General features: G+C 71.4%; 27 protein-coding genes and 1 tRNA gene. 7 read left to right on the top strand and 21 right to left on the bottom strand.

Annotated features, from left to right (window positions below; genetic code table 11):
* Positions 1-87 precede the first annotated feature (87 nt).
* From AB0J21_RS05960 to AB0J21_RS05940, 5 genes are all read right to left on the bottom strand, one after another.
* On the bottom strand, positions 88-1,398 hold the full coding sequence (locus AB0J21_RS05960) for a sugar ABC transporter substrate-binding protein (RefSeq protein WP_363144576.1): 1,311 nt from the start codon (positions 1,396-1,398) through the stop codon (positions 88-90).
* Positions 1,398-2,195 (bottom strand): carbohydrate ABC transporter permease, encoded by a 798-nt coding sequence (locus AB0J21_RS05955; protein ID WP_363144714.1) that lies wholly within the window; start codon positions 2,193-2,195, stop codon positions 1,398-1,400. The genes AB0J21_RS05960 and AB0J21_RS05955 overlap by 1 nt, the downstream gene beginning before the upstream one ends.
* A gap of 89 nt (positions 2,196-2,284) precedes the next feature.
* Positions 2,285-3,250, bottom strand: coding sequence for a sugar ABC transporter permease (locus AB0J21_RS05950; protein WP_363144575.1), 966 nt, complete (start codon positions 3,248-3,250; stop codon positions 2,285-2,287).
* Entirely contained in the window at positions 3,247-4,287 is a 1,041-nt protein-coding gene (locus tag AB0J21_RS05945; RefSeq protein ID WP_363144574.1) for a LacI family DNA-binding transcriptional regulator, read from the bottom strand. The genes AB0J21_RS05950 and AB0J21_RS05945 overlap by 4 nt, the downstream gene beginning before the upstream one ends.
* 363 nt (positions 4,288-4,650) lie before the next feature.
* Positions 4,651-4,962 (bottom strand): hypothetical protein, encoded by a 312-nt coding sequence (locus AB0J21_RS05940; RefSeq protein WP_363144573.1) that lies wholly within the window; start codon positions 4,960-4,962, stop codon positions 4,651-4,653.
* Positions 4,963-5,061: 99 nt separating this feature from the next.
* Here AB0J21_RS05940 and AB0J21_RS05935 point away from each other — a divergent pair, with 99 nt between their 5' ends.
* On the top strand, positions 5,062-5,292 hold the full coding sequence (locus AB0J21_RS05935) for a DUF4287 domain-containing protein (protein WP_363144572.1): 231 nt from the start codon (positions 5,062-5,064) through the stop codon (positions 5,290-5,292).
* A 126-nt stretch (positions 5,293-5,418) separates the two neighbouring features.
* On the opposite strand, the gene AB0J21_RS05930 is transcribed toward AB0J21_RS05935, so the two are convergent.
* On the bottom strand, positions 5,419-6,327 hold the full coding sequence (locus AB0J21_RS05930; protein WP_363144571.1) for a Bax inhibitor-1/YccA family protein: 909 nt from the start codon (positions 6,325-6,327) through the stop codon (positions 5,419-5,421).
* A gap of 285 nt (positions 6,328-6,612) precedes the next feature.
* The gene (locus AB0J21_RS05925; protein WP_363144570.1) at positions 6,613-7,689 is read right to left on the bottom strand and encodes an amidohydrolase family protein; all 1,077 of its coding nucleotides are present in this window, start codon (positions 7,687-7,689) and stop codon (positions 6,613-6,615) included.
* A gap of 146 nt (positions 7,690-7,835) precedes the next feature.
* On the opposite strand from AB0J21_RS05925, the gene AB0J21_RS05920 reads away from it, so the two are divergent.
* On the top strand, positions 7,836-8,540 hold the full coding sequence (locus AB0J21_RS05920; RefSeq protein WP_363144569.1) for a TetR/AcrR family transcriptional regulator: 705 nt from the start codon (positions 7,836-7,838) through the stop codon (positions 8,538-8,540).
* A 605-nt stretch (positions 8,541-9,145) separates the two neighbouring features.
* Here the strand turns inward: AB0J21_RS05920 and AB0J21_RS05915 are convergent.
* On the bottom strand, positions 9,146-9,382 hold the full coding sequence (locus tag AB0J21_RS05915) for a hypothetical protein (protein WP_363144568.1): 237 nt from the start codon (positions 9,380-9,382) through the stop codon (positions 9,146-9,148).
* Positions 9,383-9,680: 298 nt separating this feature from the next.
* On the opposite strand from AB0J21_RS05915, the gene AB0J21_RS05910 reads away from it, so the two are divergent.
* Positions 9,681-10,271, top strand: coding sequence for a DUF6875 domain-containing protein (locus AB0J21_RS05910; RefSeq protein ID WP_363144713.1), 591 nt, complete (start codon positions 9,681-9,683; stop codon positions 10,269-10,271).
* A complete protein-coding gene (locus tag AB0J21_RS05905; RefSeq protein WP_363144567.1) occupies positions 10,187-11,065 on the top strand; it encodes a hypothetical protein in 879 nt (292 codons plus the stop codon). Before AB0J21_RS05910 ends, AB0J21_RS05905 begins: the two co-directional genes overlap by 85 nt.
* Positions 11,066-11,365: 300 nt before the next feature.
* Here the strand turns inward: AB0J21_RS05905 and AB0J21_RS05900 are convergent, their stop codons facing one another.
* The 8 genes from AB0J21_RS05900 to AB0J21_RS05865 all read right to left on the bottom strand — a co-directional run bounded on the left by AB0J21_RS05900 (position 11,366) and on the right by AB0J21_RS05865 (position 17,697).
* Positions 11,366-12,427 carry a hypothetical protein gene (locus AB0J21_RS05900; protein WP_363144566.1) on the bottom strand — a complete coding sequence of 354 codons (1,062 nt, stop codon included), beginning with the start codon at positions 12,425-12,427 and terminating at the stop codon, positions 11,366-11,368.
* Between the two features lie 224 nt (positions 12,428-12,651).
* Positions 12,652-12,975: a DUF6087 family protein gene (locus AB0J21_RS05895; protein WP_363144565.1), complete on the bottom strand. Its 324-nt coding sequence runs from the start codon at positions 12,973-12,975 to the stop codon at positions 12,652-12,654.
* Positions 12,959-14,128, bottom strand: a complete 1,170-nt coding sequence (locus AB0J21_RS05890; protein WP_363144564.1) for a methyltransferase domain-containing protein — start codon at positions 14,126-14,128, stop codon at positions 12,959-12,961. Before AB0J21_RS05890 ends, AB0J21_RS05895 begins: the two co-directional genes overlap by 17 nt.
* Positions 14,125-15,096, bottom strand: a complete 972-nt coding sequence (gene tgmB, locus AB0J21_RS05885) for an ATP-grasp ribosomal peptide maturase (protein WP_363144563.1) — start codon at positions 15,094-15,096, stop codon at positions 14,125-14,127. The genes AB0J21_RS05890 and tgmB overlap by 4 nt, the downstream gene beginning before the upstream one ends.
* Positions 15,096-15,464, bottom strand: a complete 369-nt coding sequence (gene tgmA, locus AB0J21_RS05880) for a putative ATP-grasp-modified RiPP (RefSeq protein WP_363144562.1) — start codon at positions 15,462-15,464, stop codon at positions 15,096-15,098. Before tgmA ends, tgmB begins: the two co-directional genes overlap by 1 nt.
* Positions 15,461-15,643, bottom strand: a complete 183-nt coding sequence (locus AB0J21_RS05875; RefSeq protein WP_363144561.1) for a hypothetical protein — start codon at positions 15,641-15,643, stop codon at positions 15,461-15,463. Before AB0J21_RS05875 ends, tgmA begins: the two co-directional genes overlap by 4 nt.
* A 443-nt stretch (positions 15,644-16,086) precedes the next feature.
* Positions 16,087-16,479, bottom strand: a complete 393-nt coding sequence (locus tag AB0J21_RS05870; RefSeq protein WP_363144712.1) for an ATP-binding protein — start codon at positions 16,477-16,479, stop codon at positions 16,087-16,089.
* A gap of 558 nt (positions 16,480-17,037) precedes the next feature.
* Positions 17,038-17,697: a transcriptional regulator gene (locus AB0J21_RS05865; protein ID WP_363144560.1), complete on the bottom strand. Its 660-nt coding sequence runs from the start codon at positions 17,695-17,697 to the stop codon at positions 17,038-17,040.
* A 541-nt stretch (positions 17,698-18,238) separates the two neighbouring features.
* Between AB0J21_RS05865 and AB0J21_RS05860 the strand changes: the two genes are divergently transcribed.
* Positions 18,239-18,910 carry an HAD family hydrolase gene (locus AB0J21_RS05860; RefSeq protein WP_363144559.1) on the top strand — a complete coding sequence of 224 codons (672 nt, stop codon included), beginning with the start codon at positions 18,239-18,241 and terminating at the stop codon, positions 18,908-18,910.
* Between the two features lie 64 nt (positions 18,911-18,974).
* Here AB0J21_RS05860 and AB0J21_RS05855 read toward each other — a convergent pair.
* The 3 genes from AB0J21_RS05855 to AB0J21_RS05845 all read right to left on the bottom strand — a co-directional run bounded on the left by AB0J21_RS05855 (position 18,975) and on the right by AB0J21_RS05845 (position 22,572).
* Positions 18,975-19,057 (bottom strand) — tRNA-Leu (locus AB0J21_RS05855).
* Between the two features lie 374 nt (positions 19,058-19,431).
* Positions 19,432-20,730, bottom strand: coding sequence for a cyclopropane-fatty-acyl-phospholipid synthase family protein (locus tag AB0J21_RS05850; protein ID WP_363144558.1), 1,299 nt, complete (start codon positions 20,728-20,730; stop codon positions 19,432-19,434).
* 408 nt (positions 20,731-21,138) lie between these two features.
* Entirely contained in the window at positions 21,139-22,572 is a 1,434-nt protein-coding gene (locus AB0J21_RS05845; protein WP_363144557.1) for an NAD(P)/FAD-dependent oxidoreductase, read from the bottom strand.
* Positions 22,573-23,008: 436 nt separating this feature from the next.
* Here AB0J21_RS05845 and cutA point away from each other — a divergent pair, with 436 nt between their 5' ends.
* Positions 23,009-23,329, top strand: coding sequence for a divalent-cation tolerance protein CutA (cutA, locus tag AB0J21_RS05840; RefSeq protein ID WP_363144556.1), 321 nt, complete (start codon positions 23,009-23,011; stop codon positions 23,327-23,329).
* Between the two features lie 29 nt (positions 23,330-23,358).
* Here the strand turns inward: cutA and AB0J21_RS05835 are convergent, their stop codons facing one another.
* A complete protein-coding gene (locus AB0J21_RS05835) occupies positions 23,359-24,009 on the bottom strand; it encodes a 2'-5' RNA ligase family protein (RefSeq protein ID WP_363144555.1) in 651 nt (216 codons plus the stop codon).
* 271 nt (positions 24,010-24,280) lie between these two features.
* Positions 24,281-24,481, bottom strand: coding sequence for a DUF397 domain-containing protein (locus AB0J21_RS05830; RefSeq protein ID WP_363144554.1), 201 nt, complete (start codon positions 24,479-24,481; stop codon positions 24,281-24,283).
* A 298-nt stretch (positions 24,482-24,779) separates the two neighbouring features.
* Here AB0J21_RS05830 and AB0J21_RS05825 point away from each other — a divergent pair, with 298 nt between their 5' ends.
* Positions 24,780-26,009: a helix-turn-helix transcriptional regulator gene (locus AB0J21_RS05825; protein ID WP_363144553.1), complete on the top strand. Its 1,230-nt coding sequence runs from the start codon at positions 24,780-24,782 to the stop codon at positions 26,007-26,009.
* Positions 26,010-26,016: the final 7 nt, after the last annotated feature.

The following is a 26,016-nucleotide window of genomic DNA, read 5'->3' as shown; positions in this document are numbered from 1 at the left end:
TGCCGTTTCCTGGTGCGTGGTGCGGGTGGTGCGGTGGGTCAGGGGGTGGCGGGGAGCGGGTGCCCGTGCCTGACCAACGGGCGGCGGTCATCGGTGGTAGCGGTCGAAGATGCGATTGCCGTCGCGGACGAGCTTGGTGCGCAGTTCGTCCAGGCCGATCGCGCCGCTGTAGTACTGCTGGAGGGCGGGGGTGGCGATCTTGTCCATCCACTCGGGGTAGCCGCGTACGCCGAGCGCGGGTGAGGCGGTCAGGTGCTCGGCGACCTTGACGCCGGTGCTCCAGCCGTCCTTCGCGGTGCTCAGGCGCGGGTCGCGCAGGGCGGCGGTGCCGGTCGGCAGGAGCCAGTCTCCGCGCGCGAGGCGGGCGAGTTCCTTCGTCCGGGTGAGGAAGGCGATGAACTCGACGGCCGCCTCCTTGTGGGCGCAGGACTGGGCGACGGACAGGGTCTGCGGGCTGACGCCCTGGGCCCGGCCGCCGTCGGGCGCGCCGCGTCCCACGGGCAGCGGCAGCGTCACCCAGTCGAAGCCGTCGGGGGCCTGCTGCCCGACCTGCTGGCGGTAGGAGAAGCCGAGCGGGAGCATCGCGTAGCGACCGGCGAAGAAGCCGGGCAGGGTGTCGCCGCCGCCCATGCCGAGCCCGCTGGAGGGGGCGGTGCGGTCGGTGCGCACCTGTCGTCTGATGAGTTCGGCGACGGCGGAGTCGGCGGCCTCGAAGCGGACCTCGGTGCGGTCGCCGTCCCGGTGGATGATCCTCCCGCCGGTGCTGAGCGCCATGTTGAGGGTCTGGTTGACGGGTTCCTTCATCGCCCAGGCCACCCCGTAGCGGCTGCCGGTGCCGGAGCGCCGGCGGGTCAGCTCCTTCGCGACGTCCTCGAAGTCCTGCCAGGTCCAGGGGTGTTCGACGGTGGGCAGGCGGATTCCGGCCTTCTCCAGCAGCGGCCGGTTGGCGATCAGCACGCGCGGCTCCTGGAGGAAGGGCACGCCGTAGATCCCGCCGTCGAAGCGCGCGGTGTCCCAGGAGGCCGCGGGTATGCGGCGCCGCAGGTCCTCGGGCAGCAGAGCGGTGAGGTCGGCGAGGTCGCCGCCGGAACCGAAGTCGGTGAGGTCGTTGGCCTCGTCGTGGATGATGTCGGGCGCCGCCCCGCCCTCGAAGGAGGTGAGGAGCTGGTCGTGGACGTTGGTCCAGGAGCCCTGCACGTAGCGGACCCGGACGGCGGGCCGCCCCCGGTTCCACTGGTCGACGAGCGCCTTGTTGGCGGCGACCGACTCCTTCTGCCAGGCCAGGGAGAGGAAGTCCAGCGTGGGCGGACCGTCGTCCCCGCCGGAGCCGCAGGCGGTGAGCAGGGACGAGGAAGCGGCGGTGGCGGCCGCCGCGCCGAGGAAGGTGCGCCGGCGCATCAGCCCTTCACCGCCCCGTTCATCATGCCGCCCACCAGACGGCGCTGGAGGAAGGCGAAGAACAGCAGGCTGGGCAGGGTCGCGAGGACGGAGGCGGCGGCGAGCGGGCCGAGGTCGGCGGCGCCCTCCGCCCCGAGGAAGTGGGTGAGGATCACGGACATCGTCTGCTTCTCGGGTGACTTGAGCAGGACCAGGGCGAAGAAGAACTCGTTCCACGCGGTCACGAAGGAGAACATGAGCGTCGCCACCAGGCCGGGCGTCAGCAGCGGCAGCACGACGCTGCGCAGGGTGCGCAGCCGGCCGGCGCCGTCCATCGCCGCGGCCTCCTCCAGGGAGGCGGGCACCGCCTTGACGTAGCCCTGGAGCATCCAGAGCGCGAAGGGCAGGTTCCACACCACGTAAACGACGATCAGGCCGGGCAGCGAGTCGATCAGCCGCACGTTCTTCAGTACGAGGAACAACGGAATGATGATGAGGACGAACGGGAACATCTGGCTGACCAGGACCCAGCCGGTGCCGACGCGGCCGATCAGGGACCGGTAGCGCACCATGACGTAGGCGGCGGGCACCGCCACCGTCACCGAGATCAGGGCCGCGACGCCCGCCACGATCAGGCTGTTGAGCGCCGAACGCACGAGCGGCTGCTGGTCGAGCGCCGCCCGGAAGTTGTCGAGCGTGGGGTGCCGGGGCAGCCACGTCGGGTCCACCGAGCCGAGTTCCTGCGGGGACTTGAACGCCGTGGACAGCAGCCACAGCAGCGGGAACCCGAGGAACACGAGGTAGCAGACGAGGGCCAGGTACTGCCCCGAACGGCCCGCGAGGCGCCGTGCGGAGGGCCGGCCGCCCGGGCCCCGCCCGGAACGGGCTTGCGCTTGCTGGGAGTCGCTCACTGGTCGTCCCCCTTCAGTCGGTTGCGCAGGAAGACGGTGAGGATGACGGCGACGACCGCGACCATCACGAGGCCCATGGCCGCCGCGTAGCCGAACTGGCCGTAGCGGAACGCCTCGTCGTAGGCGAAGAGCATGGGCAGCCGGGTGGCGCCGCCGGGCCCGCCGCCGGTCAGGACGTAGACCAGCCCGAAGGAGTTGAAGTTCCAGATGAAGTTGAGCGCGGTGATCGACAGCACGACCGGTTTCAGGGCCGGCCAGGTCACCGTGCGGAAGCGGCGCCACAGCCCCGCCCCGTCCAGCGCCGCCGCCTCGTGCAGCTCCAGCGGCACGTTCTGCAACCCGGCGAGCAGGACGACGGTGGTCTGCGGCATGCCCGCCCACACCCCGACGGCGACGACGGCGGGCAGCGCGAGCGACAGGTCGGAGAGCCAGTCGACGTTGGCGGAGATCAGGTGCAGATCGCGCAGCGTGCTGTTGAGGATGCCCGCGTCCGGGTTGTAGACGAGCCGCCACATGATGCCGATGACGACCTCCGGCATCGCCCAGGGCACGAGCGCGAGGGTCCGCGCCAGCCAGCGCAGCCGCAGGTTCTGGTTGAGCAGCAGGGCGAGCCCCAGCGACATCAGGAACTGGAGCACCGTCACGCTCACCGCCCAGACCAGCCCGATCCGGAAGGAGTCCCAGAACAGCGAGTCCAGCCGCAGGTCCGCGAAGTTGTCCAGCCCCGTCAGCGAGGTCCCGCGCGCGCTGCCGGACTGCGCGTCGGTGAACGCGAGCGCCACCCCGTACAGCAGCGGTCCCACGCTCAGCACGAGGATCGGTATGAGCGCGGGCAGCAGCAGGAACCAGCCGTCCCGGTCCAGGCCGAGCACGCGCCGCCGCGCGGCGGGCGTCCGGGGCGGCGCGAGCCCCGCGCCGGTGCCGGTGCGGCGCGCGGGCCGCAGTGCGGTGCGCGCGCTCACGCCGTGCCCCCCGCGGCGGGCGCCGAGGAGCCCCGTACGACCAGCCGGGGCGCCACCGTCTCGCAGCGCACCGGGCCGCCCGGCGGGGCGCCTGCGCCCTCCAGCCGGGACACGAGCATCCCGGCGGCGATCCGGCCGCGCTCGGCGGACCCCAGGTCGACGCTGGTCAGCAGCGGCCAGCTCGCCCGCGCCAGCTCGCTGTCGTCCATGCCGACCACCGCGAGGTCACCGGGGATGTCGAGCCCCCGGTCGTGCGCCGCGTGGGCGACACCCAGGGCGAGCTGGTCGTTGGCGCAGAAGATCGCGTCGATCGACGGGTCGGCGGCCAGCAGCCGGTGGGCGGCGGCCGTCCCCGCCTCGATGCCGAACTCGGTCGTCTCGACGAGGGCGGGCTCCGGCTCGCGTCCCGCCTCGGCGAGCGCCTTGCGGTAGCCGAGCAGCCGGCTGGCTCCGGGCACGGTGTCGGCGGGCCCGTTGACGAAGGCGATACGGCGCCGCCCGCCCGCCAGCAGATGGCGCACGCCGAGCACCGCGCCGGACACCGAGTCGGCGCGCACGCTGTCCACGGTGGCGTCCTCGGGCAGCGAACCGATCACGACGATCGGGCGGGCCGCCTCACGCAGCGCGGCCAGATGCTCCTCGGTGACCCGGATCGGGCACAGGATCAGCCCGTCGCTGGTCCGGTCGGCGAGGCTGCGCACGACGCTCAGCTCGTCCTCGGCGACCGCGTCCGTGGAGTGCAGCAGCAGCCGGTAGCCGAGCGGCTTCGTGACCGCCTGGATCTCCCGGACCATCGAGACGTACGCCGGGTTGCCGATGTCCTGCATCGCGAAGGTGAGCTGCCGGGTGCGGCCGCCCTTGAGCGAGCGGGCCACCGCGTTGGGCACGTAGCCGAGTTCGGCGGCCGCGCGCTCCACCCGCCGCACGGTGTCGGGCCGCGCCCCGAGCCCGTTCAGGACCCGGGAGACCGAGGCGATCGACACACCCGCCCGCCGGGCGATCGTCTCCACGGTCGGCGGACTGGTTGATGCCGTCATCGTCGCCCCTTTGCTGACATGACACCCAACTGAAAACGTTTACAGTTCGCGCCCGGAGCGACCCGGACGGAAGGTTTGTTTCGGCAATGTTGCGGACGTCGACGCCTGAACGTCAACCAATTGTGGCCCGCGTCACTCGCGGAGGGGTCGGTTCAGGTGGGTGTGCGGGGAGCGCGAGGTGCGCGTGCGGAGGCGCGCGAGATGCGTGAGGCCAGGGGGCCGTATACGGGGTGCGCGGGGCGTACGGGGTGCGGGGCGCACGAGTGCGCGGAGCCGGGGTCAAGGTCGGGGTCAAGGTCGGGGCCGGGGCCGAGGTCGGGGCCGGGGCCGAGGTCGGGGCCGGGGCCGACGGGCCGCCCGGCGTCAGACCCCGGCGCGCTGCTGTGCTTCCTCCACGAGGGCGGCGGCCTCGACGACCTCGGCGGGCTGGCGCAGTACCTCGGCGAGATCGTGCGCGGCGACGACGAGCTGGTCGGCGACGGCGAACATCCCCGCGTCCGGCATGACCCGGACCTCGGCCCCCGGGTCCTCCAGGTGCTGGGCGCGGGCGGACAGCGCGCGGGCCAGTTCGAGCGCCTCGGCGGCGGCCCCGCGCTGGAGCCGGCTCTGCGGGGCGGCGCGCAGCCGGTCGGCGAAACGGTCCGCGGCGGAGGTGAACGGTGTCGTATCAAGCACCCCGCGACCCTACGCGCCGCTCCGGGACTGTTGCCAACGCCGCGAGCGTGCGGCACCGTGCTGGGAAGGCCCGGCCCCGTCGACCTTCCGGAGGCGCCGATGTCGCAACTGTTTTCCGAGGAAACCCACCGCAACCTGCTCGCCCGCATCCCCGAGTGCACCGGCCGCGAGGTGGCCGACTGGCTGCGGGCCGTGGACGAGGGGCCGTCACTGCGACGGTTCGAGGAGAAGGTGAGCTGGCTGCGCGGCGAGCACGATCTCGCGTACGGCCACGCGAAGGCCATCGTCCACGAGTACGACCTGCGCAGAGCGGCCCGCAAACTGGGCTGAGCCGGGGCCGGACGGCGAAAGCCGCGCCCCCGGACACACGGGAGGGCCCGCGGACCACCGGAACGTACAAGGTGGTCCGCGGGCCCTCCCGCGTACGGCCCGGCGCTGACGCCGCACCGCCGTGGGTCAGTCGTTGCCCTGGAGGATCGCGATGAGCCGCAGGAACTCCATGTAGATCCAGACCAGGGTCAGGGTCAGGCCGAAGGCCGCGAGCCAGGACTCCTGACGCGGGGCGCCGTAGCGGATGCCGTCCTCGACCTGCTTGAAGTCGAGGGCGAGGAAGCAGGCGCCGAGCAGGATGCCGATGACCCCGAACATGATGCCGAGGCCACCGCTGCGGAAGCCGAGACCGTCGCCGCCGCCGAACACGGCGAACAGCAGGTTGACCGCCATCAGCAGGACGAAGCCCATGGCGGCGGCCATGACGAAGCCGTAGAACCGGCGGTTGACCCGGATCAGGCCCGTCTTGTAGGCGACGAGCACCCCGATGAACACGGCCATCGTGCCGAGCACCGCCTGCATGGCGGCGCCGTCGGCGATGCGGGTGTCGACGACGTTGCTCACCACGCCGAGGAAGACACCCTCAAGGGCGGCGTAGGTGAGGATGAGGGCGGGCGCGGCCTTGCGCTTGAAGGACTGCACGAGGCCGAGGACCATCGCGACGAGCCCGAAGCCGATGGCGATGCCGTAGGACCTGTTGAGATGGGCGTCGTCCACCGGAAGCAGCGCCCAGGCGAGGGCGGCCGTGACGATGAGCGTGCCGAGGGTGCCGGCGGTACGGACGACGACGTCGTCCATGGTCATGCGGTCGGCGGTGGGCGGCGCCTGCGGGACGCCGTGCTGCACGTCCGCCTGGGCGTAGGGGTTGTTCGCGTACGGGTTGGCGGGCGCGTCCGCATAAGGGGTGCCGCCCGCGTACGGACCTGTCGCGGTCCCCACGGCGGGTCCCCCGGCCTGCGGCGCCGCGTTGAACCCCGCGTGGCCGTTGTCGCGGCTGAACCCCCGTCGCGAGAAGACCGGGTTACTGCTCCTCATCTCACTCCTCCATGGCCACCCTGTGTGGCCTTGCGCCCAGAGTAATGCGTAGGCAAAAGAAACACCCTAGTACTCGGGGAGGATCTTTCCCCCACCCTGCCCGGAGAACGTCCGGGACACCCTCCGTGTTCCCGCCACTGCGGGCGGCAGCCCGGGAACATCGGCGGGGGCCGTGCGGGGTTGCCCGTACGGCCCGCCCGCCACCGCCCACCCGACTGGCCGTCCCCCGGTGATGACACACGGCGGGGGACGGTATCGCGCGCCCGTTCCGCCGGCGATCCCGGCTCAGGCGGCGGGCTGGACCTCGGCGCCCGCGCACCAGACGCGGCGGATGTTCCGCGTGGCGGAGATGTCCCGCAGGGGGTCTCCGTCGATCAGGAGCAGGTCGGCCCGCAGTCCGGGGGTGAGCGCGCCACGGTCGGTGAGGCCGAAGGACCGCGCGGCGAGGGAGCCGGCCGCCCGCAGCACGAGGTCCTCACCGAGCCCGGCGCCGACGAGGAGGGCGAGTTCGTGGTGGAGGCCGGCCCCGTGCGTGACGGGGGCGGGGATGGGCGCCTTGCCGGAGAAGGCGTCGGTGCCGGCCACGATCGGCACGCCCGCGGCGTGCAGGACGCTCACGGAGTCCCGGCTGAACGAGTAGCGCTGCCCCGGGGGGCGCGCTCCGGTGATGACGGCCTCCATCATCGCGAGCGTGGGCACGGCGACCTGCCCCTGCCCGGCCATCCGGTCCGCCGTCTCCCGGTCGAGGACACCGTCGCGGGGCACGTGGGTGACGATGTCGGCCCCCGCGTGGACGGCCCGCCGGTAGGCGTCCACCGACGAGGCGTGGGCCACGGTGAGCTTGCCGTGCGCCTTGCCCGCGGCGACGACGGCGTCGATGGTCGCCTGCGGGAGCAGATCACCCTCGATGACGACCTTGATGTAGTCGGACCCCTCCGACACGCGCCTGGCGACGAACGCCTCCGCCTGGGAGGCGTCGGTGAGGACCGCCTCCTGCGGCATGCCCGGCATACGGGCGTGATTGCCTCCGGGGCCGATCGCGGGCACCCCGGCGCTGCGGATGTCGGGCACCTGGTGACGGAAGGAGTCGACGCGCTCGCGCGGCCAGCAGGCCATGTCCAGCGCGGTGGTGATGCCGTGGCCCGCGAGCCGGGTCAGGTCCTCCGGGAAGTTGAGGTGGACGTGCGCGTCGAAGAGCCCCGGCAGCAGCGTGCCCCCGCAACCGTCGAGGGTCTCGACGTGATCGGCCGGAGCGTCGACGGCCACGAGGACGCCCCCGGCGAAGGCCAGCTCGGTGGGCCCGGTCAGCCGGGCACCGTCGAACACACGGACATTGGTCAGAACCGTCTTACTGGTGGGCATGTGCACTCCGGTCGTACGGGAGGGGCTGGGCTGGGCTGGGCTGGGCGGAGTTTAGAGAACCAATCGGTTCACTAAAACGACTGTACCCCCACCCCTCCCCGGCCTCCGGTTCGACGGGCCCCGGGTGGATGGCTATAACCGGTGGAGTGACAGCAGCGGACCGGAAGACCGGCCAGGACCCCGACCAGGACGTACACCCGCGCGCACGGCCGGGCCGTCCCACCCGTCGCCGCGGCACGGACCTCACGCAGGCGATCTACCGCGCCACGCTGGAGGAACTGGCCGACACGAGCTTCGAGGAGTTGCGCTTCGACCGGATCGCGCTGCGCGCCGGCACGGGGAAGGCGGCGCTGTACCGCCGCTGGAGCACCACCGCCGAACTGGTGCTGGCCGCGTTGTCCGACCCGGTGGGCGGCTTCCCCTCGCGGCCGACGCCCCCGGGGACCGGCTCCTTGCGCGAGGACCTGACCACCGTGCTGACCACCTTCGCCCAAGAGCTGGAGGAGCTCCGCGGACGCGCGCTGCGCCCCCTGCTGACCCAGCGCCCACGCCACCCGGAGTTGTTCGACGAGATCCTCCGCACCCTGATCGTGCCGCACCAGAAGATCCTGCTCGCCATCGTCGAGCAGGCCGCCGCCCGCGGCGAGGCGCACCCCGGCGCCGTCACCCAGCGGATCGCCTCGGTGGGCCCGCGCCTGGTCATCACGGAATCGCTCCTGAGCGGCGCGGTGTCCGGGGCCGAGGTACGCGACCTGGTGGACGAGGTGCTGCTGCCGCTGATGGGCTCCCGCCCCCGGGACCACCGTCCCGCGCGACAGCCCCGGCCCGGGGGCGCGGAGGGACGGCACTGACAGGCCCGGCCGGACGCGAAGCGCTGCCGGAGCGACGTCTGCGACGAGGAGAAAGGGGCACGGCCCGCCCCCTTGATCACATGCACGCGCACACGCACTCGGCCGCGACCCCTGCACGGACGGCTCGTCACGACAGCGCAACCGACCGGTCGTCACAAGCCGGTCGCCCCCGGGTGGACCGCGCCAGGACAGCGCCGGGGTCCGGCGGGTGCACGAAGCGTCGCCGCACAGCCCGACGCGCCGCCCCGGGTGGGGACGACAGCGGCGTGGAGGGTCGCCGGGCCGCCCCTTCACGCACACGAGCGGCGGTCCGGCCCCCCTTTGTCGGGTGGCCGGACCGCCGCTCGGATCTGCGCTGCCGGGACGTCAGGGACGGGCTTTCCAGGGCGCGAAGAGCGACCCCCGTGATACGCGCGCCCATCTGCCGGATCGACCGGACGGCGACCTCAGCGCCTGGCGCCCGGAGGTCGTCGGTGCGGCGCGTGCCCCCGCCAGGTTCGGCAGACCAGTACCACGCACGATCCGGATCGGCCGGTCACACCGGCCGGCGGCGAAGCGGCCACCGGCGCGCGCGGACGGCTACCGCGTCAGTGACGTCGACCGCCTCAGTACAGCGCCCAGAGGGTGATCTCGCCGTTGACGTCGGTGCAGCTCGCGTCCTTGTAGTGCTGCTTCGCCTCGGGGATGTCCGCCTTGCATTCGGCCAGGCTGGAATAGACCGCGGGACCGCCCGCGATGTCGTGCCACATGGCGGCGGAGGCAGAGCCGGCCGTCAGCGGGATCGCGACCGCGGCGACAGCCGCGGCGAGACCACAGGTCATTCGCTTGTTCCACGTCTTCACACGTTTCTCCTTGCGTCAAGGGGCCGACCCCTCACCGGGGCCGACCACACAAGATCAACTCGTGCCCGAAGCCCCGTCACATAATCTTCAGTTCACCAAATGGGCACATCCGCCCCGGAGTCACCAGGGCCTCCGGAGAAACGCCCGGCCGGCGAGCCGGACACCCACACCCTCACCTGGCCCCGCGACGGACTGATCACGAGGCCCACGCCGCTGTGGACGCCCGCTACCGGTGCTCCTCATCGAGGCCGGCACCCCCACACCGGCAGCGGTGAACGTCGGCGCGTACGCGCGGCAGATGGCGACCCTCTGCCCCTACCTCGCGCCCTCGCTGCACAGGGGCCTGACGACGTGGACGGTCTACGAGATCGCGAGCAGCGACGCGGCAGCCGTCGAGGCCGGGTTGTTCCACGCCGGGGCACAGGCCGCGGAATGGCTTCGGCCGCTGCTGACTCGGCCCGGCGGAGCCCTGCGCTGCGAGAACGTCGTCGTACTCGGTGAAGTGCCCGGGACGACGCACCGCGCCCTGATGGGCTGGCCGCACTGGGCCCTGAAGAACCTCTACGGTCCGGTCGGCGTCATGTTCGGGAAGTTCTACGCCGGCGAGGAGGAGCGCACCCGAGCGGGTGCCCGCGTCCCCGCCGCACCCGCCTCCTTCCTTCCGGTACGGGCCGCCATCCGCCGCCGCGACCCACGGTTCCTGGAGGACGCCACCCCCGTTCTGGCGGCGGCGCTCGCCACAGCCGAGGACGATGGCCGGGACCTACTCGCCGACATCGGCGCCGACTGGAAAGAGGTACGCGCATGGGCCAGGACCCTGCTCCCCCCGCTGAAGCCCTCAGCCTCCTCGCCGGCCGGCTCGGCGAACGCGTCGACGCACGGCTGCTGAGCGACCGGCGCGGCTCCCGAACCTGGAAGGTCACCGGTCCCGGGGGCGCGGCAGCCGTGAAGGCGAACGTCCCCGGGAACGACGGCGCCCGGGACAAGGCCGCCGAGATGGTCCAGGAGGACGACCACCTCGTCCGGCTGGCGGACGCCGGCGCGATCAGCCCCGGCTACCGGATGGGCGCGGGCGCCTGGGAGGGCGGCCGGTGGCTCGCGGTGCACTGGATCGACGGCCCGCTGCTGTGGCACGCGCTCGCCCCGGCCAGGGACGCCGACGGAGACAGGTCCGACATCCGCGCGCGGCTGATGCGCATCACCCGGACGTGGTCTGCCCGGCTGGCCCGGCTGCACGCCGTCGACTGGACGCACGCCGACGTCCAGCCCACCAACACCTTGGTCGCAGACGGACGGGCGGAACTCATCGACTACGCGCTCGCCTGCGGCCCGAACCCGGCGGCCCCCCGCCTGCCGTACCGGGGAGCCCTCACCCACACCACCGCTCCCGAGACCGCCGCCGCCCTCCTCGGCACACCGCCCGACACCCACATCCAGGCCGAACCGCCCTCCGACATCTGGAGCCTCGGCGCCAGCCTGTACTGGTGCTGGACGGGGCAGCGCCCGGTCATCTACTCCCCCGAGGCCGACCGCGAGGACATGCTCCGCCTCATCGCGCAGGGCCGCACCGCCGACCTCGCAATCACGCGCCCTTGGCCCTTCCCGGAGTTCGAGGAGATCATCGCAGCGTGCCTGGCCGGAGATCCGGCCGTCAGGCCGACCGCCCAGTCCATGGCGGCCTGATGCTGAGCCTCCGCACCCTGTGGCTGGAGGACGCGGAGGCACTGAGCCACGTCTACAGCGGGGCATCCGTTCTCCACACCACGGGCCGCCACCTCACACTCGCCGAGGCCCGCACCAAGGTCGCCGCCGACCTGGCGGCCGCCGCCGAAGCCCCCCGTAGGCGATGGGCCTGCGCTTTCACGTGCCGTGCAGGAAGGCCGGCGGCTGAGTCAGTCGCGCTCTGCGGCCGATCATCCAACTTGCCCGGAAACCGCCTGCCGCCGGTGCGCTCTCGCGGCGGCGGGTGTACTGAACGCCGGGTCAGCGCTGATCGCTGAGGAAAACGCGGGCGCGCTCATCCAGCTCGGAAGCGCAGCGCAGACCGCGCGCACGGAACCGCGACAGATCACGGCGCATGGCTCCCACCGCCTTGCGGGTCCTGCTTGACTGCACCCCGTCCATATGGTCGATCGCCCGGCCCCAGGTGGCACACGCCTGCTCGATGCTCCCGCCGGCCGCCTGCATCTCGGCCTGCGCGACCAGGTCCAGAGCGACGATGCGCGCGTAGGTGCCCGGCGGCCGGCTCTTCGCCGCCGCCCCGTACATCGCCGCGGCACGGCGCCGGTCACCCAGCGTCTCGAAGACCTTCGCGGTCCGGCTGTGCACCGTGCCGGCGGGCGGTCCCCACGACAGGGCCCAGAACGGCACGTCGTCGCCCGTCGCCGAGCCCAGGGCGGTGCGGGCCCGCTCGACCTCCCGCACGGCCTCCTGTCGCTGGTTCGCCTTGGCGAGAGCATGTGCGTGGGTGACAGCGAACAGCGCCTCGGTCTGCGCATCCACCCGGCCACGCACCTTGTCGACAGCCGACGCGGCCAAGGCCAAACAGTGCTCGGGGCGATGCAGCTTCATGCCCTGCTGGGACATCGTCCTCATGACGAATGCGGAGTGCCCGGTGATCCCCGACTCGTGGGCGAGGGCGTACGACTGGAGGTAATACCTCTGCGCGAGGCCCTGTTCCCCGCCGTCGTACGCCCGCCAGCCGGCCTGGTGAACACCGACCGCGGCGACCGAGAGCATGTGCCGGTGGTCGTCTTCGGAACTGAACCGCCCTCGGCAGAGGGTCGCCACGTCGGACATCAGGTACTGCACCAGTGCGGATCGGCCGTGCTGGCCGCCGTGGCGCTCGTCCATCACCGCGAACATCGCCACCATGTCGCGCACAGCGGCGACATCCGCGTGCCCGACCCGGGCACCGGTGCGGGCCTTGGCCGCGCGGGAGGCGATGTCGGCGACGTGCTCCAGCGGCAGCACGGCAGCCGCCGCTGAGTACGCGGCGCCGGACAGAAAGCGTCGGCGGTCCAGGTCACCTCTCCAGATGGGCATCAGGGCCTCCAGCGGGTCGTCTCCGATGGACAGACCGATGCTGTCATTGCCCCAGCCGCCCGGGGACGGCCGCCCCGCCCCCTCCGCGTACGTCCCCACCCTGGCCCCCACCGATAAAGGCTGGGACCTGCGACTCTCCGCCTGACTCTGTCGAACAGGTCCCAGCGGATGCACGAAGGACGGCTGTCCCGTCGCCAGAGGCTGGTGCCGGGACAGCCGTCTGTCTAGGGGTTCTGACGGTAGAAGCGCTCTGTGGGCCGCCAGGGGGCCGAGCGCGGGGGCAGCTTACTGAAGGAGGGCAACGGGACACGTTCGGCGCGCGCCGCTGCGTCCGCCCCCGCTTCTTCAGCGGCAGCCTGGTGGTCCTCGGCGACCCCTACCGGGACCCACTGGTACCCGTCCCACTCCTGCACGCCGCGCGGGACGTCGGGGTCGACGTGGAGGCCGTGCTCCGGCTGATCGGCACGGAGCGGCTTCGACTGGCGCTCACCTACCTGGGGCCTGCGTCGCTCACGCTCAGCGGCCCACTCCTCAAGCGGGTCGTCCATCGTCGTCTCCTCCTTCGAGTGTCAACGTCCACGGTGCTCGGGACAGCGTGGTCTCCCCATCCGGCGTGACGGTGACTCGCGCACCACCGAGGGGGAGGTGCCCGTCCCTTATCCAGCGCCACCGGATCTTGTCCAGCAGGTCGTACAGACGGCGGGGACCGCCCTGGTGAACGGTCGTCACGCTCGTGACTCGGGTGGTGTGCGCACGAGCCCACGACCCGTCTGCATGCAGCATCCAGGCCATGGAGCCGCCGTCGTCGCCGACTCCCGTACGGTGCTCGATACCGGGCGCGGTCAAGGAGAGCATCGACCAGATCTCCCACGACGCCATGACGTCAATCACAGGGAAGGACGACCGGGTGACGAACTCGCCTTCCCCGCCCGCCGTCTCGAACAGGTCATCCAGACCGGACGGGTAGTCGGGTCCGGTGCGCGCGGCCATGAACGCGGCCTGGTCCGGCTCGACACGCCCCTGCGCCCCGCCGTCCGGGGTCTTGTCGGCGGTGATGATCAGGCTGGTATCGGCCAGCGTCGTGACCAGCCGGCCCCCCGGGGCGAGGGCGTGCAGCCACGACGTAGGGATCTTGGGGACGGACACCATGGACACGATGCGGTCGAAGGCCCCGTCCCCGCCGGGCAGGGGCCCGGTGGCGTCGCCGGTGACCACGGTCGGAGCGTGGCCGATCCGGTCGAGGCGCTCGGTCGCCGCCTCCCCGAGGTACGGGTCCACGTCCAGGGTGGTCACCTGCCGGCTCCCGAGACGCCTGCACGTCAGGGCGGTGGAGTACCCGGTCCCCGTCCCCACGATCAGCACCCGGGTCCCCGGATGGAGCCGGCCGTGCCGGAGCATCGTCAGGACGAGGCTCGGGAGGGTCGAGGACGAGGTTGGATGGCCCGTAACGGTCTGCCCCGGTTCCGCGTGGTCGGCGTGCAACGGGCCTACACGCGTCACGAGCGTGACATCCCTGTACGGGGCCCGCGCCCACGCCCTCCGCTCGGCCCCACTCTCAACGACCGTCCAGCCCTTCGGGCCGGCGATGAAGTAGCGCGGCACGAGGACGTGCCGTGGGGTCTCCACGACGGGCAGCCACCAGCCCGACCCAGGATGCGTGATCTCCTCGGCCAGGCTCGCGGAACGCTCTCTCCACATCATCGGGCACCACCTTCCAGCTCGTCGGCGATCGCCTGCACGATGCCTACCCCGGTCGCACCCTCGATCCAGTCCCACTGACCGGCCGGGTTGATCTCCAGGAAGACCCACTTCCCGTCCGGCCGGACAACGAAGTCCAATGCTCCATACCGCAGTTGCATCCGGCGCATGAGCCGCAGGGTGCCCGTGGACACATCGTCCGGGACGGTGGTGACGGTGTAGGTCAGCGCCCCGTAGTCGCTGCGCCAGTCCTCGTACGCGGCCTTGCTGCCGGCGTGGATCTCGACCGCGAACATGCGCTCCCCGACCACGGTGAGCCGTACCTCGTGCGCCTTCTCCACCCACTCCTGGAACAAGTGCGCAGTCGTGCCGATGCCCTGCAAATCTCGCAGGTCGTCGGCGGCAACCCGGCGGGTGTACACCGTTTTGAGCTGACCCCCCTCGATCAGCACCGGCGACGCGATGGCCTTGCACACGACCGGGCCGCCCAAGTGCTCGGCGAAGGCCCGGACATCGTCAGCCCGGTTCGTGACAATGGTGGCCGGGATACGCAGTCCGGCGGCCCGCGCGACCGCGAGTTGGGCTGGCTTGTACTCGGCGCGCGCCATCCAGGTCGGGTGGTTCACCCATCGGCAGTCGAGCGCGGCCAGGACACCGCCCAGGCCCGCGCGGGCTTGGGCGGCGGCGAAACGCCGTTCGGGGCCAGACATGCCTTCGGGTAGGAGGAACTGTCCCGGCGTGCGGTAGAAGACGGCGCCGATCCGGGCCAGGTCTACGGTCCGGTGCTCGGTAACGAGCACGCCCGACCATGCGCTGGCCTCGTCGATCCGGCCGGTTAGCGCAAGACTCTGGGGGAAGTCGGCGGTGTCCATGCGGAACACCTCGACGCCGCGGGTCGCAAGTTCGGCGACCACCCGGTCGGTGGGCCAGTCGTCGGGCGAGGTGATGACCAGAACTGGGCTGGCGGCCATCAGTCCTTCGGCCCTTCGTCCAGCGGTGGCGGGTTCGTAGTCGACCCGTCAGGCACGGTGGGACTGTGCGTACCCGCCATGCAGGTCAGCAAGCCCCCGCCGGCCTCCACATTCACCTGCTGGCCGTGGTCGTAGAAGTGTGCGGGGACGGGGGCCGCGCTGGAGTTCGGCACTCGGGCACCCCGCAGCGCCCACGGACGGGTCTGCGGCGACGAGGGCGGCTCTGAACTGAAGGGCGTGCGGCCTCCCTCAGGCGTGAGAGGAAAAGCTTCACGATGTGCTGATACCACGATGTTCTCCTTCGGTTGATCACTGATTCCGGCGGAAGAGCGGCCCCTCACGGAGTGCCTCCCCCGCCGCGCCGTCATATCGCCAAGGCCACCAGCACCGGCAGCACGCCGAGTGCGAGGAGGCAGGCAGGTACGGCCCACGCCACGGCCGGGTACTCCCGGCGGACCGCGGCCCACGCTGCCCAGCCCGTACGGTCCTCGGACTGCACGTGCACGCCGGTGGCGGCCACCGAGACGGGCTCATCGCTGTCGATCACCTGTCTCCGTCCCCCGGAGCGCGGCCTGCGCGTCGTGTCGTCGAGGGGCATCCGCCCCTGCACAGCACCACGGTGGCCCGCGCTGCCGAGATCGAATCGGGCACTACCAGCTCCTGGTCGCGTGGCTCCAGTAGCCGCCCGCAGTGCGCACAGCGCTCCACTCGACTCTCCTCTCGTCCGGCACCGATGCCGTCCGGCACCGTTGGTCGAAGGGCTCCGGCCGCTGCCCTCGGGGGCGGGCAGCGGCCGGAGCGGGGCCCACCGCGACTCCGCGACGTCCGGATCGGAGTCGCAGCTTCCCCGCCGCGGCGGGAGGCTCGTGTGGTCAGCAGGGAGCTACGCGGCTCCTCTGTTTCGTCACCTGCTGTCCGCGATGCCGATACCGAGCGCCAGGAGCATCGCGGCCAAGAGCACGAGGTAGAGGGCCTGTCGGGCGCGCTCGCTCATCGCACCTCCGCCCACGTTTGCTTCCCCCACGGCTTCGCTTCGGTCCCCCACCTCGTCGCGACTGCGTCGACGAGAAGAAGTCCACGGCCGTTGACCGCGTTCAGGTCGGCTGCCCGTCGCACCGGTCGTGCCTTCGACCTGTCCGTGACGGCGATCTTCGCGCCACCGTCTTCGAGCCTGGAGATCGTGACGCGGATCGAGTCCCCGCGCGCGTGATGCGCGGCGTTGGCCACCAGCTCGGTGACGACCAGGCTGGCATCGTCCACGAGCTCGTCGAGGGCCCAGGCGCCGAGGGCGTGCTGCACCAGACGCCGAGCGGCTTTCGCCGATTCCCCTGCGCGCGGCAGGACCTGGGCGTACGCAGGTCGCCCCGTAGCCGCCGGTTCCATCAGTGCCAGACTCCAACGTCGCCCGCTCACCGTGCACTTCCTGGGCTTTGCCCCCGGCGCGGCCGGCAGCATGGCCTACTCATGGCAGCCTCCCGGGGGCCCAGCAGCTCCCCCAGCGACTCGCGCAGGAGGCAGGGATCGGTAAACCGAATTCCCAGCCCCGGAGGGACCAGCCAGTAAGTCCCGGGTGGCGTCCTTCTCCGCTTCGGCGGGAGCCGGAAATCTGTCACGATACCGAACCGGTCAGCGTGCGGCGTCAGCCAAGCGGCGGCGCTACCAGCCGGGACGAAGAAGTAGAGGGAGGGTCCAGCCGGGTTGTCCGGATCCACTGCGACGGTGCCGGGAGCGGAGAACCGGGTGAGAGCCTGAAGGCCGTAGTAGCGACCAATTCTGACGGCGTCCCAGGGACGTACTACGGTTCGGGCCTGCGGCTTGAGCTGTGGGGGGGGTCAGAATCACCTGCGCCTCGTCTCATCGGGGGGGGTGATGAGGAAGGACGCTAAACGCGATTCACGCTGACAACCCGAACTGAGAGTTCGGGGGAACTCAGAGTTCGGGTCACGCGATGCCCAGACGCTCCGCGAGATCGGAGACCTGACGCCGATATGTGGGACGCACCCGGTGAAGGAGAGACACCACCATGTCTACGGCGGGGCCGCTGCGCACCATGTCCTCGGCACTCAGTGCCTCCAGGCTGAGGAGATGGACGAGCACCGCGGCGTCGTCGCGGCGAAGGTCATAGCAACGCGTCAGCTCCAGAGTGAACGTGAACCGCCGTTCTGTGCTGGGCAGACTTGAGATGTCGACCTCGTCGGCGAGTCGGAGCCCATCCGTGCTCTGGCCTGCGAGCATCTCCACGCTAAGCGCGTGTAGGTCCACGTTCACCGGGCCAAAGACGGTCCACGCGACGTTGGAGTTGCCGACGCGGGCCCCGAGCGGCGCGGCCTGCCGAGTGAGGCGGTGCCGCGCTTCCCACCACTTGTGGCGCTGAGCTTCGGACACCACGCAGACGAGTTCCAGTGCACCGCGCATCGCCGCGTTCTCGTCGCTGTCCGGCGTCCTCTCCAGTTCCTCGATAGCGAGACGCGCGACGCCTTCCGCCTCATGGGCACTGCCCTCCTGCGAAAGGAGGCAGTGCCCAAAATTCCAGTGAGCGGCTGCGATCCGGATCGGGTCGTCGGCATCCTCAGCCGCGCGCCGGGCCCGATCCGCGACCATGAGCGCCAGGTCGAGACGTCCGGATCGCCGGCAATAGGACCGTAGGAGGCCGTAGAGGTCCGCAGCCGCGCGAAGGACGTCACGGCGGGCGGTTGGGTCTGACGCGGTCTGGTGTGAGCGCACCGAGCGCTCGGTCGGTGATCACGGCCGGGAGCGTGGGTTCGATCTCGGTGAACCGCGCTTCGCTCGACTGCCAGGTGCGCCACGCGGCCTCTACGCGCTCACGCAGTTCTCCAGGGCCTGCCACGTCAGTCCGCCCCGTGGAGCCGTAACTCATGAGGGCGCGGGCGATGTCCGGCGCGGCGGTGAGGGATGGGGAGGACGGGGCGGGCGCTTCGTCGATGGCCAACTCCGCTACGGACACGCCGAGTACAGCCGCTATCCGCCCGAGTACCTGATCCGCTTCCCCATGGGCAACGTGGATGCTTCAGCCATGCGCCCTCCCGTATTCAGCCAGCGTAGGACTGGGCCGCCAGGCCCGGGTACCGTCCACAACAACCGGGGGAAGGAAGACCGCTGCACATTCCTGGGAGGAAGCCACATGTCTCGGCTACTGCTGTGGGACATCGACCACACGCTCATCGCATCGCGAGGAGTGGGCCGTGAACTCTCTGCTGCGGCGTTTGAGCAGGTGACAGGCCAGCCGATGAGGGAGCAGGCCACCATCGACGGCATCACGGAGGCCGTCATTTTCCGGGAGACCGCGAAGCTCCACGGGCTCGACCCCACACGAGCCGACTTCGAGGAGTTCGCGCACGTCCTTTCGCAGGAGCACGTACGTCACGCTGTTGAACTCCGGGAGCGCGGCGCCGCGCTCCCCGGCGCCGCCTCCGCCCTTGAGGCCCTCCACACCGCCGACGTTCTACAGACCGTGGTCACGGGGAACGTCAGGGGCGTCGCGGAAACCAAGCTCAAGGTCTTCGGCCTGGACTCACACATGGACTGGAACGTCGGCGCCTACGGCGAGGACGCAGACCTCCGCCCCGCACTCGTAGCCCTCGCTCTCACTCGTTCCGCCGTTCCCCCCGCTGACGCGATCCTGATCGGCGACACCCCCGCCGATGTGGACGGCGCGCGAGCGAACGGTGTCCGCGTCGTCGCTGTCGCGACCGGGCGCAGCTCGACAGCTGAGCTGCGGGAGGCGGGCGCCGATCTCGTCCTGGAGGATCTGACGGACACGGCACGTCTCGTCGGCTTCGTCACCGGCCAGTAGCGCCCGGGCGAATCAGACGGGTTGACACCCCTTTGACACTTTCGGCGAGAAGTGCGACGGGAAGTGCCCGGAACCGGACTTGAACCGGTACGCCCGCGAGGGGCAGCGAGGTTTAAGCTCGCCGTGTCTGCATTCCACCATCCGGGCAGGCCATGGGCCCCGCTACTGGCGTAGAGCCTATCGGCAGAGGCGCCCCCGGCATGGGGCCGATGGGCCGATCTTGTCTTATTTTATTGGTGCCTGATGGTTCGTCAGGTCGTGGGGTGGTGCATCGTGCGTCGCCGGGAGCCTTTCGCGCGGGAGCGTCTCCCGGACGGGAATGACGGGATTTCACTGTCGGGCGGTTCCCACTCGGCAGGGGGACACGCCGCACAGACGTCCACCGCGCCTCCATGCCTCCTCCATCGCGTCCCCCGGCCGGGACCACGGGGCGGGTTCGGGTCCGTCGTACGGCGCGGGGCCCGGTCGGCACCGCCGTACTGCGGCAGGCGACCGGGCCCCGCGCGTTGTGCGTCGTCCCGTCAGTTGTGCCAGGTGCGCGGGCGCAGCGGCAGTCCCGAGGTGCCCGGGTCGGGGGTGCGGACGGCCACTATCTGGTTGACGCCGATGCGGTTGCGTTCGAAGGCGAGGGCGGAGGCCGCCATGTAGAGGAGCCAGACGCGGGCGCGGCCGGGGGAGGTCAGGCGGGCCGCCTCGGCCCAGTTCCGCTCCAGGTTGGCGACCCAGGCGCGCAGGGTCAGCGCGTAGTGCTCGCGCAGGGACTCGACGTCTCGGATCTCGAAGCCCGCGTTCTCCAGGAGCGAGACGGTCGTGCCGACGGGGGCGAGTTCGCCGTCGGGGAAGACGTAGGCGTCGATGAACTCGTCGACGTCGTAGGCGTCCTCGTTCCTGAGGGGGCGGCGCGCGATCTGGTGGTTGAGGAGCCGGCCGCCGGGCTTGAGGAGGGCGTACAGGTCGTGCGCGTACTCCTGGTAGCGGGCGGCTCCGACGTGCTCGGCCATGCCGATGGAGGAGATCGCGTCGAAGGGGCCGTCGTGGACGTCCCGGTAGTCCTGGACGCGGATCTCGACCCGGTCGGTCAGCCCTTCCTCGGCGACGCGCTTACGGGCGTACGCGGCCTGTTCGGTGGACAGGGTGACGCCGACGACGTTCACCCCGTACTCCTTCGCCGCGTGGATCGCCATGGAGCCCCAGCCGCAGCCGACGTCCAGGAGCCGCTGTCCCGGCCGGAGGTCCAGCTTCGTGGCGATGAGGCCGAGCTTGTCGTACTGCGCGCCCTCCAGGGTGCCGCCGGGCTCCCAGTAGGCGCAGGAGTAGACCATGGAGGGGCCGAGGACGAGTTCGTAGAAGGTGTTGCCGACGTCGTAGTGGTGGCTGATGGCCTGCCGGTCGCTGCCCTTGGTGTGGAGGTGGGCGCGGGCGCCTCTGCGGCGTTCCTCGGCGGGCGGCGCGGGCGGCAGGAGGACGGGCCCGGCGAGCGCGAGAAGGCCGCGGACGGCGCCGCGTACGCGGGGTTCCCTGAGGGCCTGGAGGACGGTCGTGGCGTCCTCGCCGCGGTCCCAGATCAGTTCGGAGAGCAGGCCGAGCGCCTCGAAGAGGTCGCCCTCCACCTGGAGGTCGCCGGAGACCCAGCCCCGGGCGAGGCCCAGCTCCCCGGGCTTCCACAGGAGACGGCGCAGGGCGCGGCGGTTGCGTACGACGAGGGTGGGCGCCTGCGGCGGACCGGCTTCGCTGCCGTCCCAGGCCCGGATGCGGACGGGGAGCGGAGCCCCGAGCAGTTCTTCGGCGAGGTCGGTGAGCCGCGACGCGGCATCTTGCATGGCGCACACCTCCGGTGGGAGTCCCGTCTCAGCGGGAACGATTTTCCACACCACGTCAACACCGCGAGGGTGCCCACGCAGTCCCGTTACCCCGTAAGGGAACAGCAAAATAGGTGGTGCCGCCATACATTCCGGCGGCCGGTCGGGCCGGTCTCGCGGGACGCGCGGACGGCGACGGCGCCCTGGCGCCGGAGGCCGGACCGGCGCCCGGTGCGCGGCGCCCGGTGCGTGGGCACACGAAAGGGACGTTCGCCCCACGGATGGCGAACGTCCCTTGCGTGATGGTGTGCTGACGGTGCCGAGGTGGCCGGCGGTACCGGTGGCCGTCCGGTCGGCCCGGGTCACGTGGACCCCGGCCGTCCCGGTCGTCGTACGGTGCCGGCCGTCCCGGCGGAGCGCGTCGGGTGGTCAGCCGGCCTTGGCGGGCTCGGCCGTCTCGCCCTTCGCCCCGGTGGCCGGTGCGTCCGCCTTCTGCGGGGCGGGCTGCTCGGCCGCTGCGGGCTTCGGGGCGGGCTTGGCGGCCTCGTAGAACTCCTCGCGCGGGGTCTCCATGGCGCCCAGGGAGACGATCTCGCGCTTGAGGAACATCCCGAGGGTCCAGTCGGCGAAGACCCGGATCTTGCGGTTGAAGGTCGGCATGGCCATGCCGTGGTACGCGCGGTGCATGTACCAGGCGAGGCGGCCCTTGAGCTTGATCTTCATCTTGCCCATGACGATCATCGCGACGCCCTTGTGGAGGCCGAGGCCCGCCACCGCACCCTTGTTGGCGTGCTTGTAGGACTTCTGCGGGAAGCCGCGCATCCCGGAGACGACGTTGTCGCCCAGGACCTTGGCCTGCCGCAGCGCGTGCTGCGCGTTGGGCGGGCACCAGGCGTTCGGGTTGCCGTTCTCACGGCCGACGAGGTCGGGCACCTGGGCGTTGTCGCCGGCGGCCCAGATGTAGTCGGTGCCGGTGGCCTGGAGGTCGGCGCCGACGTCGACGTGACCGCGCGGGCCGAGGGGCAGACCGAAACGGGTCAGGGCCGGGTTCGGCTTGACGCCGGCCGTCCACACGATCGTGTTCGAGTCGACCTCAAGGCCGTTGTTGAGCTGGACGTGGCCGTCGACGCAGGAGTCCATGCCGGTCTTGAGGTAGACCTCGACCCCGCGGCTCTCCAGGTGCTTCTTGCCGTACTCGCCGAGCTTCGGGCCGACCTCGGGGAGGATCTTGTCCGCGACGTCCACGAGGAGGAAGCGCATGTCCTCACGGGAGACGTTGGGGTACTCCTTGGCGGCGTCCCGCGCCATGTCCTCGACCTCGCCCACCGTCTCGGCACCGGCGAAGCCGCCGCCGACGAAGACGAAGGTGAGCGCCTTGCGGCGGATCTCCTCGTCGTGGGTGGAGTCGGCCTTGTCGAGCTGCTCCAGGACGTGGTTGCGCAGGCCGATGGACTCCTCGATGCCCTTCATGCCGATGCCCTGCTCCGCGAGCCCGGGGATCGGGAAGGTACGGGAGACCGCGCCCATCGCGATGACCAGGTAGTCGAAGGGCAGCTCGTACGCCTCGCCCACGAGGGGAGCGATCGTGGCTACCTTGCGGTCCTGGTCGATGGAGGACACGCGGCCGGTGAGGACCTCGGCCTTCGGCAGGACGCGCCGCAGGGGGACGACGACGTGCCGGGGCGAGATGTTGCCGGCGGCGGCTTCGGGGAGGAAGGGCTGGTACGTCATGTACGAGCGCGGGTCGACGACCGTCACGGTCGCCTCGCCATAGCGCATCTTCTTGAGGATGCGCCGAGCTGCGTACAGTCCTACGTACCCACCACCCACTACGAGGATTCGGGGACGCTCCGTGGTGCTCATGGGATCGAGTATCCACCCGCCCCCAGGGGTGGGCTCGTGCGCCCCTTCACAAGGTTCGCAACCACCTCTGCTACACTGCGCCGCCCACGTGACGCAGGTCATGTCCCGGCAGGGGAACCAGTGGCCCCGCCCACACGTTGCGCACCCCTCGTGAACAGCACCGGAGCAGACCTCCCCGAGGTGGACCACTGCCCTTCGACACGGGTACGCAACACCCCTGAAACCCTCATCTGAAGGGGCCGACGCCCCCTTGAGTGGGGTCCACGACACACCGAGGGCACCAACCTCGCCCAAGAGGACCGTTTTCCTTGTGAAGAACTTCACGAACTTTCCTGCGGCCATGTCGTGAAGCAGGGCCGAACGCCCCTTTTCAGCGCTCTCCGGAAGCCTCCCCGAGCGGTACGGTGACGGCCCGCCGCAGCCGTAAGGAGCCCCCGTGGCCGACCATCTCGCCGTCCTCACGACCACCGGAACACAGGAGAAGGCGCGCCGCCTCGCGACCTCGGCGGTCGAGGCCCGCCTCGCCGCCTGCGCCCAGATCGACGGCCCCGTCACCAGCGTCTACCGCTGGGAGGACCGCGTGGAGACGGACACCGAGTGGCGCGTCCTCTACAAGACGACGGCAGCCGCCTTCGACGCGCTGTCCGCCCACATCACGGCGGAACACGACTACGACGTCCCCGAGATCATCGCGACCCCGATCACGGCGGGCGGCGACGCGTACCTGGCGTGGGTGGGGCGGGAGGTGCGGGGGTAGGGGCTGGCCCTCCCCCTTTCCCCGCGTCGTTATGACGCCAACGGAAGGCTCCGGTAGGTGTCCCACTCGTACATCCGCTGGTCGCGCCCGAGGACGATGAGTTCGGCCGAGACGACGCGCGTGGACGCCGTGGCGTCGCCGAGCCGCGCGAGCGCGTCGGCCACCGGGCCGGCCGCCCCGGTCCCGGCGGAGTAGGCGACGGAGACGTGCGGCCGGAAGCCGTCGGCGCTCTCCGGAACTTCGGGGAGCACATCCCGGATCGCGTTGCGAATCGCGGTCCTCACCGTGCCCACGGGCTCGGCCGGCTGTGCGGCCAGCAGGACGGCTTCCGGGTAGAGGACGGCGGGGCCCAGCGTGATGTCGAAGGCGGGCAGGCGGCCTAGCCGTACGCGGGCCGCTTCCACGATCCGGTCGACGGTGCCCCGGTCGACCTCGTCCACGAAGCCGATGCCCTGCATGGTCAGATGCAGCCACCGGTCAGGGACGAGGACGAGGTCCGGGACGTCGGCGAGGGCAGCCCGGTACCGTGCGGCCAGCCGCCGCACCTCGGCGGCGTCGGCGAACGTCAGGTGCCAGGTGTAGAAACGGCGCCCGACACTCCACCCCGGGCGCCACCACCAGTGGTCCGCCATGTTGGACAGCGGCTCCCCGGGCTGCCCCGAACCCTGCTGAACAGTCATCAGAAGAGGCTGTCACCCACGGCCGTTCATGGCGAGAGGGGAAGGCAGCGCGCACGAACCTTCGATGCCTGCACGGAGGCTCCCGCCTGCGCGCGTACGGACTTTCACTCCCTCTTCTCGGACGCGCGCCGCCTGCGCGGCCGGACGTCATGCGGCGGGCCGGCTTCGTGTTCGGTGAGCGGGCCTCGGACCAGCCCGCCGGGGTGCGGGACGGGCCGACGCGGGAGACGCCGACGGCGGTCCAGACGCCCGCGCCTCCCGGCCGTAACGCCTACAGCGCCGAGGTGAACGCGTTCATGGCCCGGTAGGAGAGCAGCAGGGCCGGGCCGCTCGGGTCCTTGCTGTCGCGGACGGCCAGGACCCGGGCGGCCGGATCGACGATGCCGCACTCGACGCACTGGGCCGCCGAGTCGGACCGGGACGACTTCCACCAGAGGACCGGGAGGACGGAGGCGTCAGCGATGAGGTGCATGCATACTCCCTTGTTCGCACGCGCGGGTTTCGGCCCGGTGGGTGACGGGCGCCGGGCCGCTCCCCCACTGTCTCGCGTGGGATGCCCGCTCGCCGGGCCCGTAAAGCGGCATCCCGGGTGCTGCGCACAGGCACCGGCGCGATCCGGCCTGATCTCCAGGCATCAGCAGTCCCGCCCACGCACCGCCCGCCCTCTGTACCGTCGTGCCCAGAAGCCCGACGGAGCCGACGCAGGGAGCGCGGATGCCTCTCCAGACACGCCCAAGTCGCCGACGCCTCACCGCAAGGGGGGCGCGCTGATGCTGGAGGAAGCCGAGGAGATCGGCCGCCGGGCCCGTCGCGCGCGGCTGCGCCTCGGGATGCCGCAGGCCGATCTCGCCTCCGCCCTGGGGAAGTCACAGGGGTGGGTGTCGAAGATGGAACGCGGCCTGATCGAGCTCGACCGGGTCGGTCTGCTCAACCAGCTCGCCGCCGAGTTGCACGTCCATCCCAACGACCTGATCGGCCGGCCGTACAACAGCTCGCCGGACGAGAACCAGTGGCAGGTGGCCGCGTCGTCCATTCTGCGCGAACTGCGCCGCTACGACCTCGCTCCGGTCTTCGAGGGCACGCCCCGCTCCGCCCACCAGCTGTGGCAGGAGGCGAGCCGGCTGCACCGTCTGCGTGACGCGGCGGCGAACGTGGCGATCGTGCAGGTGCTGCCCGACCTGTTCCGGGAGGCGCGTGCCCTCGCCGAGGTGGCCACGGGACACGAGCGCGAGGAGGCGTTCGCGGTCTACGCGGTGTGCTGCAAGTTCGCGCACACCGCGGGGCACGCCCTGGGCCACCCCGAACTGGTCGCCATGTCCTGCGAACGTGCCGCGTGGTCGGCCCAGCTCTCCGGTGACACCGTCATGTCAGCCGTGGCCGACTGGATGCGGGTGTGGGACATGTGGGCGACCGCCGACTGGGAGGACTCCATCGACCTTTCGGACCGGGCCATCGCCCGCGTCCAGGAGGACTACGAGCGAGGGCAGCCGCTCGCCGTGCGCGCTTGGGGAACGCTCCAGCTCCGGGCGGCGGTGTCCGCGGCACGGGGCGGGCGCCCGGCAGAGGCCGAGGACCGCATCGCGTACGCCAGGACCGCCGCCGATCGGCTGGGGCAGTACGCGGGCCCCCCGGTCCACGACCGCCACTCGCTCACGTTCTCGCCGGGCAACGTCCAGATCCACGCGATCAGCGTCGCGCTGGAGATGCACCAGCAACGACAGGCCCTGGCCATAAACCGGCGCACCCCGCGAGAACTGGTCGCCGCACTCCCCAACTCCCGCCAGGGACACCACCATATGGACCTCGCGCGCGCCTGGCTGTGGGACGGAAACCGGGACCGGGCCTTGGCGGAGCTGGAGACGGCCGAACGTATCGCACCGCAACTCGTCCGCAACCATCCCATCGCCAGGTCAACCCTGCGCAGCATCGTCTACGCCGAACGAGCGACCACGCGCGAGAAGCTGCGCCGCATGTCGGACCGCTTCCATCTCGACGGATAAGGGCGGT

Origin of the sequence: Streptomyces sp. NPDC049954 (assembly GCF_040656295.1) — a bacterium.
Lineage (GTDB): Bacteria > Actinomycetota > Actinomycetes > Streptomycetales > Streptomycetaceae > Streptomyces.
The sequence above is the reverse complement of the archived record's forward strand: the minus strand, read 5'-3'. Positions and strand labels throughout refer to the sequence as shown.